This window comes from Amycolatopsis rhabdoformis (genome assembly GCF_035918295.1).
GTDB classification, from domain to species: Bacteria; Actinomycetota; Actinomycetes; order Mycobacteriales; family Pseudonocardiaceae; genus Amycolatopsis; species Amycolatopsis rhabdoformis.
On record NZ_CP142149.1, the window covers coordinates 5,077,683 to 5,093,931 of the forward strand.

At 71.5% G+C, this 16,249-nt stretch carries 14 protein-coding genes and 1 pseudogene; 9 read left to right on the plus strand and 6 right to left on the minus strand.

Going from position 1 to position 16,249, the window contains the following annotated elements; translation table 11 throughout:
- Positions 1-142: 142 nt before the first annotated feature.
- The 4 genes from VSH64_RS23205 to VSH64_RS23220 all read right to left on the minus strand — a co-directional run bounded on the left by VSH64_RS23205 (position 143) and on the right by VSH64_RS23220 (position 3,685).
- On the minus strand, positions 143-796 hold the full coding sequence (locus VSH64_RS23205; RefSeq protein WP_220242917.1) for an ATP-dependent Clp protease proteolytic subunit: 654 nt from the start codon (positions 794-796) through the stop codon (positions 143-145).
- A gap of 25 nt (positions 797-821) precedes the next feature.
- Positions 822-1,421, minus strand: coding sequence for a ClpP family protease (locus VSH64_RS23210; RefSeq protein WP_220242918.1), 600 nt, complete (start codon positions 1,419-1,421; stop codon positions 822-824).
- Between the two features lie 143 nt (positions 1,422-1,564).
- Positions 1,565-2,953 carry a trigger factor gene (tig, locus tag VSH64_RS23215; protein ID WP_326837758.1) on the minus strand — a complete coding sequence of 463 codons (1,389 nt, stop codon included), beginning with the start codon at positions 2,951-2,953 and terminating at the stop codon, positions 1,565-1,567.
- Positions 2,954-3,091: 138 nt separating this feature from the next.
- Positions 3,092-3,685, minus strand: a complete 594-nt coding sequence (locus tag VSH64_RS23220) for a TetR/AcrR family transcriptional regulator (RefSeq protein WP_326837759.1) — start codon at positions 3,683-3,685, stop codon at positions 3,092-3,094.
- A 144-nt stretch (positions 3,686-3,829) separates the two neighbouring features.
- Between VSH64_RS23220 and VSH64_RS23225 the strand changes: the two genes are divergently transcribed.
- Positions 3,830-5,908 (plus strand): fatty acid desaturase, encoded by a 2,079-nt coding sequence (locus VSH64_RS23225; protein WP_326837760.1) that lies wholly within the window; start codon positions 3,830-3,832, stop codon positions 5,906-5,908.
- A 12-nt stretch (positions 5,909-5,920) separates the two neighbouring features.
- Positions 5,921-6,751, plus strand: coding sequence for a fructosamine kinase family protein (locus tag VSH64_RS23230; RefSeq protein ID WP_326837761.1), 831 nt, complete (start codon positions 5,921-5,923; stop codon positions 6,749-6,751).
- Positions 6,752-6,940: 189 nt separating this feature from the next.
- On the opposite strand, the gene VSH64_RS23235 is transcribed toward VSH64_RS23230, so the two are convergent.
- Positions 6,941-7,468 (minus strand): hypothetical protein, encoded by a 528-nt coding sequence (locus VSH64_RS23235; RefSeq protein ID WP_326837762.1) that lies wholly within the window; start codon positions 7,466-7,468, stop codon positions 6,941-6,943.
- Between the two features lie 173 nt (positions 7,469-7,641).
- Between VSH64_RS23235 and VSH64_RS23240 the strand changes: the two genes are divergently transcribed.
- From VSH64_RS23240 to VSH64_RS23260, 5 genes and pseudogenes are all read left to right on the plus strand, one after another.
- Positions 7,642-9,141: a sensor histidine kinase gene (locus VSH64_RS23240; RefSeq protein ID WP_326837763.1), complete on the plus strand. Its 1,500-nt coding sequence runs from the start codon at positions 7,642-7,644 to the stop codon at positions 9,139-9,141.
- Between the two features lie 75 nt (positions 9,142-9,216).
- The gene (locus VSH64_RS23245) at positions 9,217-9,363 is read left to right on the plus strand and encodes an ATP-binding protein (RefSeq protein ID WP_407655662.1); all 147 of its coding nucleotides are present in this window, start codon (positions 9,217-9,219) and stop codon (positions 9,361-9,363) included.
- A 261-nt stretch (positions 9,364-9,624) separates the two neighbouring features.
- Positions 9,625-9,810, plus strand: a pseudogene (locus tag VSH64_RS23250) (two-component sensor histidine kinase); the annotation flags it as partial.
- Positions 9,807-10,022 carry an ATP-binding protein gene (locus tag VSH64_RS23255; RefSeq protein ID WP_326838012.1) on the plus strand — a complete coding sequence of 72 codons (216 nt, stop codon included), beginning with the start codon at positions 9,807-9,809 and terminating at the stop codon, positions 10,020-10,022. The pseudogene VSH64_RS23250 and the gene VSH64_RS23255, both read left to right, overlap by 4 nt.
- A 514-nt stretch (positions 10,023-10,536) precedes the next feature.
- On the plus strand, positions 10,537-12,408 hold the full coding sequence (locus tag VSH64_RS23260; RefSeq protein WP_326837764.1) for an ArnT family glycosyltransferase: 1,872 nt from the start codon (positions 10,537-10,539) through the stop codon (positions 12,406-12,408).
- Here the strand turns inward: VSH64_RS23260 and VSH64_RS23265 are convergent.
- Positions 12,383-12,976 (minus strand): ASCH domain-containing protein, encoded by a 594-nt coding sequence (locus tag VSH64_RS23265; protein WP_326837765.1) that lies wholly within the window; start codon positions 12,974-12,976, stop codon positions 12,383-12,385. The two genes, VSH64_RS23260 and VSH64_RS23265, sit on opposite strands and share 26 nt — an antisense overlap.
- A gap of 118 nt (positions 12,977-13,094) precedes the next feature.
- Here VSH64_RS23265 and VSH64_RS23270 point away from each other — a divergent pair, with 118 nt between their 5' ends.
- Positions 13,095-14,375, plus strand: a complete 1,281-nt coding sequence (locus VSH64_RS23270) for a bifunctional glycosyltransferase family 2/GtrA family protein (RefSeq protein WP_326837766.1) — start codon at positions 13,095-13,097, stop codon at positions 14,373-14,375.
- Positions 14,375-16,240, plus strand: a complete 1,866-nt coding sequence (locus VSH64_RS23275) for a glycosyltransferase family 39 protein (protein WP_326837767.1) — start codon at positions 14,375-14,377, stop codon at positions 16,238-16,240. The genes VSH64_RS23270 and VSH64_RS23275 overlap by 1 nt, the downstream gene beginning before the upstream one ends.
- Positions 16,241-16,249 lie beyond the last annotated feature (9 nt).

Sequence of the window (16,249 nt, forward strand, 5' to 3'; positions counted from 1 at the left end):
CGGAGCTTCACGCACTGCCACTGACGGTACCCGTCCGACGCCGCGGGCGGGAACACCCGCGACGGGGGAAGGGACGTCAGAGGTCGACACTAGACCAGAGAGCCGGTGCGTGTCGCCGATTCGACACGCACCGGCCCGGTGATCAGTTGGCCGACGCCTTCCGGTACGGAAGGACCTCGTCGATCAGCCCGTACGCCTTGGCCTCGTCGGCGGTGAGGATCTTGTCCCGCTCGATGTCGGCCCGGATCTGGTCGGGCTCCTTGTTCGTGTGCTTCGCCAGGATGACCTCCATCTGGCGGCGTACGCGCTGGATCTCGTTGGCCTGGATCTCCAGGTCCGAGACCTGCCCGTACGTGCCCTCGGTGGCCGGCTGGTGGATCAGCACGCGAGCGTTGGGCAGCGCCATGCGCTTGCCCGGCGTGCCGGCCGCCAGCAGCACCGCGGCGGCCGAAGCGGCCTGGCCGAGGCACACCGTGGAGATGTCCGGGCGGATGTACTGCATGGTGTCGTAGATCGCCATCAGCGACGTGAACGACCCACCCGGCGAGTTGATGTAGATGCTGATGTCGCGGTCCGGGTCCTCGTGCTCGAGGTGCAGCAGCTGGGCCATCACGTCGTTGGCCGACGCGTCGTCCACCTGCACGCCGAGGAAGATCGTCCGCTCCTCGTACAGCTTGTTGTACGGGTTGGACTCCTTGACGCCGTAGCTCGTCCGCTCGACGTACGACGGCAGGATGTACCGCGACTGCGGAGTCTGCGGAGCCCGGAAGTCACCCGGGAGCCGGTAATTGCTCATGAGAGGTCTCCTGTGTGCTTCGCGCTCAGTTGTTCGAGGTGATGCCGGCCGACAGCACGTGGTCGACGAAGCCGTATTCCTTCGCCTCCTGCGCCGTGAACCAGCGGTCGCGGTCGCCGTCCTTGACGATCTGCTCCGTGGTCTGCCCGGTCTGCTCGGCCGTGATGCGGGCGAGCTCCTGCTTCCACTTGTTGTACAGATCGGCCTGGATCGCGATGTCGGACGCGGTACCGCCGACACCCGCCGACGGCTGGTGCATCAGGATCCTGGCGTGCGGCAGCGCGTACCGCTTGCCCGGCGTGCCCGAGGAGAGCAGGAACTGCCCCATCGAGGCCGCCATGCCCATGGCGTACGTGGCGACGTCCGGGCGGATGAGCTGCATGGTGTCGTAGATGGCGAACCCGGCCGTGACCGAGCCACCCGGCGAGTTGATGTAGAAGCGGATGTCGGACTCACCGTCGTCCGCGTCCAGCAGCAACAGCTGCGCGGTGATCCGGTTGGCGATCTCGTCGTTGACCTCGGAGCCGAGGACGACGATGCGCTCCTGGAGCAACCGCTCGAAGACCGAGTCGGTGAGGGTGAGTCCGGAAGTGCCGGTCCGCCCCTCGGGCATGTGCTGCTTCACGTCTGCCTGCCTTTATTCGCCGGCGGCGGCCCTTCGTCGTGTCGGCCACCGCTGTCGTGTTCAGATGCTTGAGATCTTGCAACCGACCCTAACGAACTCGGGCGGTGCGGAATGCCCGACACCGCCCAAGTTCGCTCACAGCGTCACTCCGCAGGGGTCGCGGCCGCTTCCTCGGTGACCTGCGTCTCGTCGCCGGCCGGGGCGTCAGCCTCGTCGGCACCGAACAGCTCGGTCAGGTCGACCTCCGCGCCCGAGGCGTCCTTCACGGTCGTGCCGCGCACCACCGAGGCGAGCGCCTTGCCGCGGCGCACGTCGGCGTAGATGGCGGTGAGCTGGCCCGACTGCTGGGCGCGCTGCACGTACTCGTCCGGGCTGATGCCGAAGCGCTGGGCCTGGTACATGATGCGCTCGGTGAGCTCGCCGTCGTTGACGGAGGTCTTCTCGTTGTCGGCGATGGTGTCCAGCAGCAGCTGGGTGCGCACCGCCTTCTCCGACTCCTCCTGGACCTCGGCGTTGAACTCGTCCAGGGTACGGCCTTCGGCCTCGAGCGCCTGGGCGAACTTCTCTTCGTCGTGGTCGAACGGGTGCACCGCGTCGTGCTTGCGGTTCTCGATCTCGGCCTCGAGCACCTTCTCCGGGATCGGCACCTCGGTGCGCTCCAGGAGGATGTCGAGGACCTTGTCGCGAGCCTGCACGCCCTGCTGCATCTTCTTCACGCGGCCGAGGCGCTCCCGCAGGTCGCTCTTCAGCTCGTCGATCGTGTCGAACTCGCTGGCGAGCTGCGCGAACTCGTCGTCGGCCTCCGGCAGCTCGCGCTGCTTGACCGACTGCAGGGTCACGGTGACCTCGGCGTCCTGCCCGGCGAACTCGCCGGCCACGAGCTTGGTGGTGAAGGTCTTCGTCTCGCCCTGGCTCGCGCCGACGATCGCGTCGTCGATGCCGTCCACGAGCTGGCCGGAGCCGATCTCGTAGGACAGGCCGCTGGTGGAGGCTTCCTCCACCGCGGTGCCGTCGACCGTGGCCGACAGGTCGATCGAAACGAAGTCACCGTTTTCGGCGGGGCGCTCGACACCGGTCAGGGTGCCGAAGCGGGCGCGCAGCTCGTCGAGCTGCTCGTCGACCTCCGCGTCGGTGGTCTCGACGTCGTCGACGCTCACCTCGAGGCCCTCGAGGTCGGGCAGCGCGATCTCCGGCCGCACGTCGACCTCGGCGCTGAACTCCAGGACGTCGCGGTCCTCGAGCTTCGTCACCTCGAACTCCGGCTGGCCCAGCGTGCGGACCTCACCGGCGCGGACGGCCTCGATGTACTTGGCCGGGATGGCTTCGTTGACGACCTCGTCGAGCACCGGCGCACGGCCGATCCGGCTTTCCAGGACGCGAGCGGGCGCCTTGCCGGGCCGGAAGCCCGGGATGCGCACCTGCTGGGCGATCTTGCGGTAGGCGCGGTCGAAGTTCGGCTTGAGCTCGTCGAACGGCACCTCGACATTGATCTTGACTCGCGTCGGGCTGAGCTGCTCGACGGTGCTCTTCAAGGTCTTCTCCTCGAGCGGTAAACAATGGGGGTTGGACAGTCCCTCGGGACGGCCCCGGTCACCTGCCGACCGGGACAGCCGAGTCTAGGCCAGTGGTGTCACCGGACCTGGTCGGGGGCACCCGGACAACCCTCCCGATCAGCGGTCGAGCATCCGGCCGAGCACCCGGCGCACGCTCTCGGCCGTCCGTTCGATCGGCCCGCCGGGCTGCACCACGTGGCTGAGCAGGAGCCGGACGAACGTCTCGGCGAACACGGCCCGCTCCTGCTCGGAGAGCCCGAGGCCCGCGTATCGGGCGCGCAGCATCGGCGTCACGGCGGTCACCGCGCGGTCCGGCACGGCCTGGGAACGCGTGGTGATGAGCGAGAGCAGTTCGTCGCCGTCCGGCCCGCCGAGCACGGTCTTCAGGAGCGGTTTCACACGCGCGGCTTCCACGATGTGGCAGAACGCGTCCGTGACGCCTGCGGCCGCGTCGCCGGGGTGGTGCTCCAGGATCTGCCCGACGGTGCCGGCGAGCTTGTCGGTCTCGCGCAGCACGAGCGCTTCGGCGAGCCCGGCCTTCGAGCCGACCTCGTCGTACACGGTCTGGCGGCCCACGCCGAGGTCGGCGGCGAGCCGGCCCGTGGTGAGGCTCGCCCAGCCGCCGGCGCTGGTGAGCTCGGCCGCGGCCGCGAGCAGCCGCTCCCGCGAGCGCACGCGTCCCGTGGCCTCCTCGGCCACACCGGATTTCACGGGGTGGGAGCTTGGCGACGACGACCTGCGGGGGCGGTTCACCGTCGGCACCCCTGAATCCGTGCCAAACCGATTTACAAAGCCCGCGCGGTTGTCTAGGTTGTCACCGCTTGGCCAGGAGCGATCGACCGAGGAGACCGCTCGATGCCCGTCGTCGACAGCCGGCTCGGCGCCGGGGAGCAGCCCGGTGCGCGCGAGGGCGCCCGTGCGGGCGCCGCCGTGCCCAGCCCCCGGATCCCGCTCGCCCCCGTGTCGGTACCCACGCTCGTGTTGTTCGCCGTCGGCCTGGCGGTCTGGGGCGCGGCCACCTGGCTGCTGCTGGCCGGGCTCGCGCCGCTGTGGGTCACGATCCCGCTCCACGCGCTGGTCACCTTCACGATGTTCACCGTGGCCCACGAGTCGGCCCACCACGCGGCCGGCAAGCTCACCTGGCTCAACGAGGTGCTCGGCCGGCTCGCGATGCTCTTCGTGGCGGCCTACGGCGCGTTCCCGTTCCTGCGGTTCATCCACCTCGAGCACCACCGCAACACCAACGCCGACGCGAGCACCGACCCGGACGCCTGGACCTCGCAGGGCCCGTGGTGGCAGCTGCCGTTCCGCTGGCTCACGATCGATCTCTGGTACGCGCGCTTCTACTCGCGCCGCGTGCAGGGCCGGCCGCGGCCGGAGCGCGCGGAGACGCTGGTGGCGCTCACCGCGTTCGCCGCTGTGGTGGTCACGGTGCTGGCGTGCGGCCGCGGCTGGGAACTGCTGGTGGTGTACCTGATCCCGCAGCGGCTCGGGCTGGCGCTGCTCGCGTGGTGGTTCGACTGGCTGCCCCACCACGGCCTCGCCGCGAACCGCTTCGGCGCCACGCGCGTGCGGGTGGGGCTGGAGTGGCTGATGACGCCGATCATGCTGTACCAGAACTACCACCTGGTGCACCACCTCCACCCCGCGATCCCGTTCTACCGCTACCTGCGCGCGTGGAACGACAACCGCGACGCCTACCTGGCGCGCGAGGTCCCGATCACCACGGCGTGGGGCCGCGAGCTCACCGCCGACGAGTACCGCGCTTGGCGTCACCTCACCGAGTGCTTCGAGAAGACGCCCGCGCCGGAACCGCTGCGACGCGGGCCGAGGCGGTTCCACGCGCTGCGCGTGACCGCCGTGGAACCGATGACCGCGGACGCGGTCGCGATCACCTTCGACGTGCCCGAGGCACTGCGTGAGGCGTTCCGGCACGTGCCGGGCCAGCACGTGGTGGTGCGCACGACCGTGGACGGCACCGTGGTCCGGCGCACGTACTCGATCTGCTCCCCCGCCGGTTCGGCGTCGTTGCGGATCGCGGTGAAACGCCGCAGGGGCGGCACTTTCTCGGCGTTCGCGGCCACGCGGCTGAAGCCGGGCGACGTGCTCGAGGTGCTGCCGCCCTCGGGCGGATTCGCGCTCTCGCCGTGCCCGGACCGCAGCGCCCACTACGTGCTGCTGGCGGCGGGCAGCGGCATCACGCCGGTGCTGTCGATCCTCTCCAGCGTGCTGCGCGCGGAGACCCACAGCCGCGTGACCTTGTTGTACGTGAACACTTCCGGCGCGACCACGATGTTCGCCGAGGAGATCTCGGCGCTGGCGCGCGAGGCCGCGGGCCGGCTGCACGTGGTGCACTTCCGCACCGACGAACGGGATCCGGACCTGCACGCGCACCGGCCGGTGCGCCACTTCGACACCGTCGGCGAGGCGCTCGCGATCTCTCACGAGCGCTACCGCAGCGGCCGCCTCACCGCGACGCGGCTGCGCGCGCTGCTGCAGAACCGCCTGCACCCGGCGAAGGTCGACCAGTGGTTCCTGTGCGGGCCGCGCGGCCTGCTCGACCTCGCGCGCCGCACGCTGCACGAGGCCTACGTGCCCCACGAGGACGTGCACTTCGAGCTCTTCGCCGGCGCGCCCGCGCGCAGCCCGGAAGGTTCTTCGGCGGCGCTGTCGGTGACCGTGGGCCGGGCTGTGACGGACATCGTGACGAAGCCGGGCGAGACCGTGCTGGACGCTTCGCTGCGCGCGCGGCTCGACGTGCCGTACTCGTGCACGGGCGGCGCGTGCGGCAGCTGCGTGGCGAAGCTCGTGCGCGGCCGCGTGGACATGGACGTGCAGTACGCCCTCACCGAAGCCGACGTGGCCGACAACCGCATCCTCACCTGCCGGGCGCGCCCGACAACACCCGAGCTGGCGGTCGACTACGACCGGTGAGAGCCTCGCCGGATGAGTGCCGCCGCCGAGATCGTCGCCCGGTTGACGGGCCGGGAAGTACTACGGACGCGCTCGGGGCCGTTGCCGGAAGCCGAGCTGGCCGACGGCTGGGTCGTGCTGAAGCACGCGCCGGGCGCGGCCGCCGCGGAGGCCGCCGGGCTGCGCTGGCTGGCCGCGGCCGATGCGCTTTCGGTGGCGCACGTGCACGGCGCCGACGACGACTGGCTGGTGCTCGACCTGATCACCCCGACGCGTCCGACGGTGGCGGCCGCGCGCGATTTCGGCCGCGGGTTGGCGAGGCTGCACGCCAGTGGGGCTTCCGCGTTCGGCTCGCCGCCACCGGACGGGCCGGCGGCGGCGTGGATCGGGCGAGCGCCGATGGCGAACGTGACCGGGTTCGACTGGCCGCGGTGGTACGCGGAGCAGCGCGTGCTGCCGTACGTGCGCCGGGCTGTGGACGACGGTGTGCTCTCGCTTGTGGAAGCCGACGTTTTCGAACGGGCTTGCGCGCGGTTTCCGGACGTGGCCGGGCCGGCGGAGGCACCGGCCCGGTTGCACGGGGATCTGTGGAACGGCAACGTGCTTTGGGCCGCCGATGGTGTGTGCCTGATCGATCCCGCGGCCCATGGTGGGCATCGCGAGACGGATCTTGCGATGTTGCGGCTGTTCGGGTGCCCGCACCTCGATGAGGTGGTGGGGGCGTACGACGAGGTTGCGCCGCTCGCCGGCGGGTGGCGTGAGCGGGTGCCGATGCATCAGTTGTTCCCGCTGCTGGTGCACACGGTCCTGTTCGGACGGTCATACGCCTCGCAAGCCCTTGCGGCGGCACGGGAACTACGATGACGGCAGGTTCGCACCGACGTCGCGGGCTTCCGTGGCGGAGGTGACGGTAGCCGTGTCGCCAGAAGTGGCTACCATCCACGGCAAGGCCGCATCGCCCGCCGCCGACAGGCCCAAGCGGATCCGCTGCACCAGCTATTCCCGCTGCTCGCGCACGCCGTCCTGTTCGGACGGTCATGGACGGCGCCGGAACTACGGCGAAGGCGGGCCCGCATTCGCATCGCGCGCTTCCGTGACGGAGGTGGCGGTGGCCGTGTCGCCGGAGGCGGTGGCGATGATCGTCACCTGTTCGCCGTTGGTGATGCCGGTCGCGGTGGCGGAGTCGATCGTGTAGATCTTGGTGAAGCCGTCGTCGCTCTGGGCGGTGAGTGAGGTGGCCGAGAGCGCGGTGACCTTGCCGGTCTGGAGGAATTTGGTCACGAAGGCCCCGTTGTCGTCGGTGGTCACGAATTCGCCGTGCAGGGCCTGGCCGAGACCCGGCCCGCCCAGGCCGGGGCCGCCCTGGCCGCCCTGGCCCATGCCGGGGCCGGCGGCGGTAGCGGTGCCGGAGTCGGCGGAGCTGGTCGCGATCCAGATCGCGCCACCGCCGCCGACCACGACCACGGCGGCGACCCCGACGGCGATCCACTTGCGGTGAGGGGGCGGAGTCGGGCCGGAAGTTGCTGCGCCCCAGGTGTTCGGGGCGGTTCGTGGGTCCTGAGTGGACGGTTCCGTGGTCATCGTGTGCTCCTCGGTCGAGTGGGGAATGACCACCACGGTCGAGGCGGACCCTGTGCGGGCGCTGTGGCCGTGGTCAGCCGTTCCTGTGACCCGACTTTTCGGACACCCGACATCACAGCGGGCTCACAGGCAGCACACATGCCGCCCACACCCGGCACCCGCACGCTCGGGGGATGACACAGCGCGCGCACACCGCCTCGCCCCGCTTCGGGCGGCTGTCGCTGCGCGCGAAGCTCACGGTGGCGATCGTCGGGCTGTTGTCGCTGGTGTGCCTGGTGATCGGGGTGGTGAGCGAGTTCGCGCTGCGGGCGTTCCTCATCGACCAGACCGACGGGCAGCTCTACGCCGCGGCCGGGCGTGCCCAGGACTTCGCCACGCACGGCGGCCCGCTCGGCGGCCACAACCCGCTCGACGCGCCCGGCCAGGGCGCCGGCACCGTGAACGCCCACTTCTCCGGCGGCCAGCTCATCGACGGCGGCTCCCTTTCCCAGCACGGCCAACGGGTCACGCTCACCGCCGACCAGCTGGCCGCGTTGCAGAGCCTGCCGGCCGACGGCCGCGCCTACACCCGCACCGTCGGCGACCTCGGCGACTACCGCCTCACCGCCACCCCGATCCCCGACGGCGTGGTCGTGACCGGCGTGCCGCTGGAGCAGGTGCACCAGACGCTGCTCACGGTCGGGCTGATCCTCTTCGGCGTCGCGGCGGCCGGTGTCACCGGCGCGGCGTTCATCGGCGCCTTCGCGGTACGGCGCACCCTGCGCCCGCTCGACCGCGTCGCCGCGACGGCCGCGCAGGTCTCCGAGCTGCCGCTCGACCGCGGCTACGTGGATCTCTCCGTCCGCGTGCCCGACGGCGACACCGACCCGCGCACGGAGGTCGGCCAGGTCGGCTCGGCGCTCAACCTCATGCTCGGCCACATCTCCGCCGCGCTCGAAGCCCGGCACGCCAGCGAAATGCGCGTACGCCGCTTCGTCGCCGACGCAAGCCACGAGTTGCGTACGCCCCTGGCCGCCATCCGCGGGTACGCCGAACTCGCGAGCCGCGGCCGCATGCAGGTGCCCCCGGACGTCGCCCGGTCCATGACCCGCATCGAGTCCGAGGCCGACCGCATGACGACCCTCGTGGAAGACCTTCTCCTCCTCGCGCGCCTCGACGCGGGCCGCCCCCTGGACGTCGCGGAGGTCGACCTGGCCCGCCTCGTCGCCGATGCTGTCGGCGACGCCCACGTGGCCGGCCCCGACCACACCTGGCAGCTCCGCCTGCCGGACACCCCGATCCTCGTCCTGGGCGACGTGCAGCGCCTCCACCAGGTCCTCGCCAACCTCCTCGCCAACGCCCGCGTGCACACACCCCCCGGCACCACCGTCGTCACGTCCCTGGCCCGCCTCCCCGACGGCACCGCCACCGTCACCGTCACCGACAACGGCCCCGGCATCCCCCCGGACCTCCTCCCGGCCGTCTTCGAACGCTTCGCCCGCGGCGACTCCTCCCGCTCCCGCGCCGCCGGCTCGACGGGCCTCGGCATGGCCATCGCGGCGGCCGTCCTGGTCGCCCACCACGGCACCATCGAAGTCCACAGCAGCCCGGGGCACACGGAGTTCGCGGTCCGGCTGCCGGTCGCGGTGCCGGCGCAGCGGACGGATTCACCGGTGGCACAGATCGAAGCCTGACCTGCTTCCGCCTGGCTGACCCGCTGGCCTGACGCCACCTCATGCTCGCGCGCCGCCCGCTCGACCAGCCTCGGCATGGCCATCGCGGCGGCCGTCCTGGTCGCCCACCACGGCACCATCGAAGTCCACAGCAGCCCCGGGCACACGGAATTCGCGGTCCGGCTGCCGGTTGCGGTGCCGGCGCAGCGGACCGAGGCGGCGGTGGCACAGATCGAAGCCTGACCGCGCCCTTTCACTACCGCCCTGACCCGCTTCCCTGACGCCTCCTCGCGCTCCGGCGCCGCCCGCTCAACGACCTCGACACGGCCATCACAGCGGGCATCCCGGTTACCCACCACAGCACCATCGAATTCCACATCACCCCGGCGACACCGAGTTCGCCGCGCGCCTCCCCGGTCGGCCTGCCGGCACAGGGGACCGAGAAGCCAGTCGCGCAGATCGAAGCCCGACCGCTCCCGCCTGGCTGACCGCTTGCCCGACGCTTCGCCCCGCTCCGGCGCCGCCCGCTCGACCGGCCTCGGCATGGCCATCGCGGCGGCCGTGCTGGTCGCTCACCACGGCACCATCGAGGTCCACAGCAGCCCGGGGCACACGGAGTTCGCGGTCCGGCTGCCGGTTGTGGTTCCGGCACAGCGGACGGATTCACCGGTGGCACGGGCCGAAGCCTGACTCGGCTGGCTGACCCGCTTGCCGCCACCTCACGTTCCCGCGCCGCAAGCTCGACTGGCCTCGGCATGGCCATCGCGGCGGCCGTGCTGGTGGCTTACCACGGCACCATCGAGGTCCACAGCAGCCCGGGCCACACGGAGTTCGCGGTCCGACTGCCGGTTGCGGTGCCGGCGCAGCGGACCGAGGCGGCGGTGGCACAGATCGAAGCCTGACCACTCCCGCCTGGCTGACCGGCTTGCTTGACCCTGCCTGCCTGACTCGCCGGGCGCGCCACCCCAGGCGAACCTCTCGCCTACCCGACCGACCTGCCCGGCATTCTGCCCCGCCCGGCCCACCTGCCTGAGCCGTGCGCCTCCCCGGTCGGCCTGCCGGCGCACAGGCGGGCCGCCCGAATACCCAGCCAACCTGTTCTGCCCGCTCACCACGCGCGCCCACGCAGCCGGGCCGCTTCAGCTTCCTGCCTTTCCTGTCTGGACCGCCTACCCCTCCGCTTCACCCCGCCGGGCCCAGCAGGCCACCCAGTTCACCCTGCTGCCGGCCACGGCCTCCGACAAGCCGCGCCTTCGGTCCTACCGCAGCCGCCCCAATGTGGCGTTCGGTGCGCTGAACGCAACCAACGCCACATCGGTGCGGTGGGCGCATCGGTGCCGAGCAGGACATACAGGGCACAGGGTGCACACAGCGTGGGCACATCCGCGCCCCAGGCTCGCGCAACAGACTCGGGCCATGACCGCAGTCGCCGTCCCCTCCGCCGCGCCGAAGCCGGTGACCGTCCGCCGTCCGAGGTGGGTGCGGCCCGCGGTGGCCGGGTTGCTCGTGGTGACCGCCGCGCTGTACCTGGTGGACCTCAGCGCCTCCGGCTGGGCCAACGCGTTCTACTCCGCCGCCGCGCAGGCAGGGTCGCAGAGCTGGAAAGCATGGTTCTTCGGCTCGAGCGACGCCGCCAACGGCATCACCGTGGACAAGACGCCCGCCGCGCTGTGGGTGATGGGGTTGTCGGCGCGGGTGTTCGGGGTGGGGGCGTGGAGTGTGCTCGTGCCGCAGGCGTTGATGGGCGTCGGGTCGACGTACCTGTTGTACGCGACGGTTCGCCGCACGTCCGGGCCCGCCGCGGGGCTGCTGGCGGGCGCGGTGTTGGCGCTGACGCCGGCTGCCGCGTTGATGTTCCGGTTCAACAACCCCGACGCGTTGCTGGTTCTGTTGCTGATCGCGGCCGCGTACTGCACCGTGCGGGCGATCGAGAAGGCCGGCGGCGCGTGGCTGGCGCTGGCGGGAGTGGCCGTCGGGTTCGGGTTTCTCGCGAAGATGCTGCAGGCGTTCCTCGTGGTGCCCGCGCTGGGGCTCGCGTACCTGATCGCCGCGCCGGCGCCGGTGCGCAAGCGTTTGCTGCACCTGCTCGGCGCGGTCGTGGCCGTGGTGGTGTCGGCGGGCTGGTACGTGGCCGTGGTGGCGCTGTGGCCGGCCGCGGACCGGCCCTACATCGGCGGCTCGCAGGACAACAGCCTGCTCGGTCTCACGTTCGGCTACAACGGTTTCGGCCGCATCACCGGCGACGAGACCGGCAGCGTCGGCGGCTCCCCCGGCGGCGGTTGGGGCAGCACGGGCCTGTTCCGCCTGTTCGGCAGCGAGATGGCGGGCGGGATCGCGTGGCTGCTGCCGGCGGCGGTGCTCGCGCTCGCGGCGGGCCTGTGGTTCACCCGCCGCGCCGCGAGGACCGATCGCAGCCGCGCCGCGTTGGTGATCTGGGGCGGCTGGCTGCTCGTGACGGCCGCGGTCTTCAGCTACATGGGCGGCATCATCCACCCGTACTACACGGTCGCCCTGGCGCCGGCGATCGCCGCGCTCGTGGGCACGGCCGTGGTGCAGCTGTGGCGCCTGCGCGCGGATCCGGCGGCGGCCGGAGTGCTGAGCGGCGGTCTCGCGTTGACTGCGGTGACAAGTTACGTGCTGCTCATCCGCGAGCCGTCGTGGTTGCCGTGGCTCGCGCCCACGGTGCTGGTGGCCGGGCTACTCGCGGCGGTCGCGGTGTTCTTCGTGAACCAGCTCGGGCACGTCGCCGCGCGTGGGCTGGCGGTGTTCGGCCTGGTGACGCTGCTGGCCGCTTCCGGCGCGTACACAGTGGCGACGGCAGCGACTCCGCACAGCGGCGCCATTCCCTCAGCCGGTCCCTCGGTGACCCGCGGCTTCGGTCCGGGCGGCCCAGGCGGAGGCGGCCCGGGCGGACGAGGCATGGCCGGCGGCCTCCTCGGCACCACAACCCCCGGCACCACCCTCACCTCTCTCCTGACCTCCGGCGGCAACGGCTACCGCTGGGTCGCAGCCACCGTCGGCTCCAACAACGCCGCCGGCTACCAGCTCGCCACCAACCTCCCCGTGCTCGCGATCGGCGGCTTCAACGGCACCGACCCCTACCCCACGCTCGCGCAGTTCCAGGTCGACGTGCAAGCCGGCCACATCCACTACTTCCTCGGCGACGGCCTCACCCTCCGCGGCAGCGACACCGGCAGCGACCTCGCGGCACAAATCACCACCTGGGTCGCCCAGAACTACGAAGCGACCACAGTGGACGGTGTCACCGTGTACGACCTGACAACCTGAGATACGCCTCCCCCCGCGGCGAAATCCGATACCCCACCTCAAGCGACAGCGTGAGCCCCAGATCCTTCAGCTTCCGCACCGAACGCTTGAAGATCAGCAACTCATCCCAACCCAGCTGCTCCGCCAGCGTGCCCGCGCGCAGCCCGGGGTTGCCCTGGATCGCCACCAGCGTCTCGTGCGTCCACGGCCCGTGCTCCCCCGAAGCGTCGAACCGCGTCAGCCGCGCGGAGATCGCCTCGACGTCCGCGGCCGACAGCTGCGCGTCCGCCGCCAGCCGGTCGCGCGGATCGCCGTCCGCGACCACATGGAAGCGCACGCGGTAGAGCGGCGCGGACTCGTCGCCGCGCAGCCCCGCCAGCACTCCGGCCACGTCGTCGAACCCCGCCGCCCGCACGTCGTCGGTCGTGAGGTCGCCCGGCGAGATCTCGTCGACCTCGTCCACCTCGATCAGGTCGACACCGGTCCGGTACCGATGCCCCGGAATCGCCTTGTTGCGCGCCCACCGGCGCACCATCACCGTCACACGTCCCTCGTGGATGCCTTCGCGCAGCCGTGCTTCGAACAGCATCCCCGAATCGTAGAAGGCAATCGGCCGCGGACCAAGATCACCCGTTGGAGCGGGACCCACAGGGCGCGCACAGCAACGCCACAACCTGGCCAAAGCCCGACCGCCGACCGTGAAGGGCATGGAAGCCACCGCCCCCTCCCGACGCGCCAGCGGCACTGTTCCCGCACCCCGGCCCGGCACCACCCCGGTCGGCCTGAGCGGTCCGCAGCCGGTGCTCGACGTCGTGATCCCGGTGTACAACGAAGAAACCGACCTGGAGCCCTGCATCCGCCGGCTCCACGCGCACCTGCAGGAACACGTGCGCTACCCGTTCCGCATCACCGTCGCGGACAACGCGAGCACGGACCGCACCCGCCAGGTCGCCGAGCGGCTCGCGCAGGAGTTCGCGCAGGTGCGGGTGCACCACCTCGACGAGAAGGGCCGCGGCCGCGCGCTCAACGCCGTGTGGTCCACTTCGGACGCCCAGGTGCTGGCCTACATGGACGTGGACCTCTCCACCGACCTCGCCGCGCTGCAGCCACTGGTCGCGCCGCTGCTGTCGGGGCACTCGGATCTCGCCATCGGCAGTCGGCTCGCGCGAGGGGCGCGGGTTGTGCGCGGGCCGAAACGCGAGTTCATTTCACGCTGCTACAACCTGATCCTGAAGAGCGCGCTGGCCGCACGGTTCTCCGACGCGCAGTGCGGCTTCAAGGCCATCCGCGCCGACGTCGCGCGAAGGCTTTTGCCCCACGTGCAGGACACGGGCTGGTTCTTCGACACCGAGCTGCTCGTGCTCGCGCAACGCTCCGGCCTGCGCATCCACGAGGTGCCGGTCGACTGGGTCGACGACCCGCACTCGTCCGTGCACCTCGTGAAAACCGCGACCGAGGACCTGAAGGGCATCGTGCGCATCACGCGCGCCACGCTCACCGGCGAGATCCCCGTGCGCCTGCTGCGCGAGCAGCTCGGCCGCGAGCCGATCGGCGTCACCGCGCCGGGCGTGCCGCCCGGGCTGGTGAAGCAGCTCGTGCGCTTCGCCGCCGTCGGGGTGGCCAGCACCGCCGCGTACCTCCTGCTGTTCCTGGTGCTGCGCAACGCGATCGGCGCCCAGGTGGCGAATTTCCTGGCGCTGTTCGTCACGGCCGTGGCCAACACCGCGGTGAACCGCCGCGTCACGTTCGGCGTCCGCGGCCGCGGCGGCGCCGGGCGCCACCAGTTCGAGGGCCTGATCGTGTTCGGCCTCGGCCTCGTGCTCACCAGCGGCTCGCTCGCCGTGCTCAACCACACGACCCACCCCGGGCTCGTGCTGGAGACCACCGTGCTCGTGCTCGCGAACCTCGCCGCCACGGTGCTCCGCTTCCTGCTCCTGCGCGGCTGGGTGTTCAACCCGCGCCGCCGACCGTCCGAGGAGATCTCCTGATGACCACCACGCTCGCGGCCCCCGGCAAGAGAAACCCGGTGCACCGCAAGGAGAACTCGCCACCCTGGGTGCGCCCGGCGGTGTTCGGCCTGCTCGCGCTCACGGCCGTGCTCTACTTCTGGGATCTCACCGCCTCGGGCTTCGGCAACTCGTTCTACGCCGCCGCCGTGCAGTCGGGCACGCAGAACGTGGAGGCCTGGCTCTTCGGCTCGCTGGATTCCGGCAACGTGCTCACCGTCGACAAACCCCCCGCCGCCCTCTGGGTCGGCACGCTCTTCGCCCGCATCTTCGGCTTCTCCAGCTTCACGGTGCTCGCGCCGCAGGCCCTGATGGGCGTCGCGTCGGTCGGCCTGCTCTACCTCACGGTGCGCCGCGTGTCCGGCCCGGTGCCGGGCCTGCTCGCCGGCGCCGGCCTCGCGCTCACGCCGGTGGCCGCGCTGATGTTCCGCTTCAACAACCCCGACGCCCTGCTCGTGCTGCTGCTCATCGCCGCCGCCTACTTCACCGTGCGCGCGGTGGAAAAGGCGAGCCCGGCGTGGCTCGCGCTGGCCGGCGTGGCCGTCGGGTTCGGGTTCCTCACCAAGATGATGCAGGCGTTCCTCGTGCTGCCCGCCTTCGCGCTGGCGTACCTCGTGGCCGCGCCGACGTCACTCGGCAAGCGCTTGCTGCACCTGCTTTACGCGGGCCTCGCGGTGGTCGTGTCCGCCGGCTGGTTCGTGGCGCTGGTGGCGATCTGGCCCGCGTCCACGCGCCCCTACATCGGCGGTTCCACCGGCGACAGCCTCCTCGAACTCGCCCTCGGTTACAACGGCCTCAGCCGCATCTTCGGCGGCGAAGGCGGCGCTGGGGGCGGTGGCGGCGGCGGGTTCGCAGGCGGCGGCAACACGATGTTCGGCGGCAGCAGTGGTCTCGGCCGCATGTTCGGCGCCAGCTTCGGCACGGAGGTGTCGTGGCTGCTGCCGGCCGCGCTCATCGGCCTGGTCGCCGGCCTGTGGTTCACCCGCCGCGCCGCCCGCACCGACCGCACCCGCGCGGCCCTGCTGCTCTGGGGTGGCTGGCTGCTCGTGACCGGGGTGGTGTTCAGCTTCATGAGCGGCATCGTGCACCCGTACTACTCGGTGCAGCTGGCGCCCGCGATCGCCGCCGTGGTGGCGATTTCCGGGCACGCACTGTGGCGCGGCCGCGCCAACCAGGCCCCGCGCGCGGTGTTCGGCGCCATGATCGCCGTGACGGCCGTGTGGAGCTTCGTGCTGCTCGACCGCACGCCCGACTGGTTCCCCGCGCTGCGCTGGGTGATCGTGGTGCTGGGCCTGCTCGTGGCCACGGCCGTGGTGGTCGGCGTGCCGCCGCTGCGCAAGGCCGTGGCCGTGCTCGCCGCGGCCAGTGTGCTCACGCTCGGGATCGGCACCACCGCCTACGCCGTGGACACCGCCGCCCAGCCGCACACCGGTTCCATCCCCACGTCCGGCCCCGCCACCACGAGCTTCGGCGGCGGCTTCGGTGGTGGCTTCGGTGGTGGCGGTCGCGGCGGCGAGGACCAGACCAGCTCCGAGCTGACGCAACTGCTGGCCTCGACCACCACGAAATGGGCCGCCGCCACCACCGGTTCCCAGTCGGCCGCGAGTCTCGAACTGGCCAGCGGCAAGTCCGTGATCGGCATCGGCGGGTGGTCCGGCAGCGACCCGGCGCCCACGCTCGCGGAGTTCCAGCAGTACGTGGCCGACCACCAGATCTCCTACTACGTCGACGGCGGCCGCGGCGGCGGCCCGAGCGGTGGCGGTTCCAGCGACATCACGGAGTGGGTCGCGACGAACTTCACCGCCACCACCGTGGGCAACCAAACCGTGTACGACCTCACGAAGTAGGCAGCTCGC

Excerpts from the sequence above, each read along its gene's own strand:
- VSH64_RS23205 (WP_220242917.1), bottom strand. The coding sequence starts at position 796 with ATGAGCAATTACCGGCTCCCGGGTGACTTCCGGGCTCCGCAGACTCCG.
- VSH64_RS23240 (WP_326837763.1), top strand. The coding sequence starts at position 7,642 with ATGACACAGCGCGCGCACACCGCCTCGCCCCGCTTCGGGCGGCTGTCG.
- VSH64_RS23260 (WP_326837764.1), top strand. The coding sequence starts at position 10,537 with ATGACCGCAGTCGCCGTCCCCTCCGCCGCGCCGAAGCCGGTGACCGTC.
- VSH64_RS23225 (WP_326837760.1), top strand. The coding sequence starts at position 3,830 with ATGCCCGTCGTCGACAGCCGGCTCGGCGCCGGGGAGCAGCCCGGTGCG.
- VSH64_RS23230 (WP_326837761.1), top strand. The coding sequence starts at position 5,921 with ATGAGTGCCGCCGCCGAGATCGTCGCCCGGTTGACGGGCCGGGAAGTA.
- VSH64_RS23275 (WP_326837767.1), top strand. The coding sequence starts at position 14,375 with ATGACCACCACGCTCGCGGCCCCCGGCAAGAGAAACCCGGTGCACCGC.
- VSH64_RS23245 (WP_407655662.1), top strand. The coding sequence starts at position 9,217 with ATGGCCATCGCGGCGGCCGTCCTGGTCGCCCACCACGGCACCATCGAA.
- VSH64_RS23265 (WP_326837765.1), bottom strand. The coding sequence starts at position 12,976 with ATGCTGTTCGAAGCACGGCTGCGCGAAGGCATCCACGAGGGACGTGTG.
- VSH64_RS23270 (WP_326837766.1), top strand. The coding sequence starts at position 13,095 with ATGGAAGCCACCGCCCCCTCCCGACGCGCCAGCGGCACTGTTCCCGCA.
- VSH64_RS23235 (WP_326837762.1), bottom strand. The coding sequence starts at position 7,468 with ATGACCACGGAACCGTCCACTCAGGACCCACGAACCGCCCCGAACACC.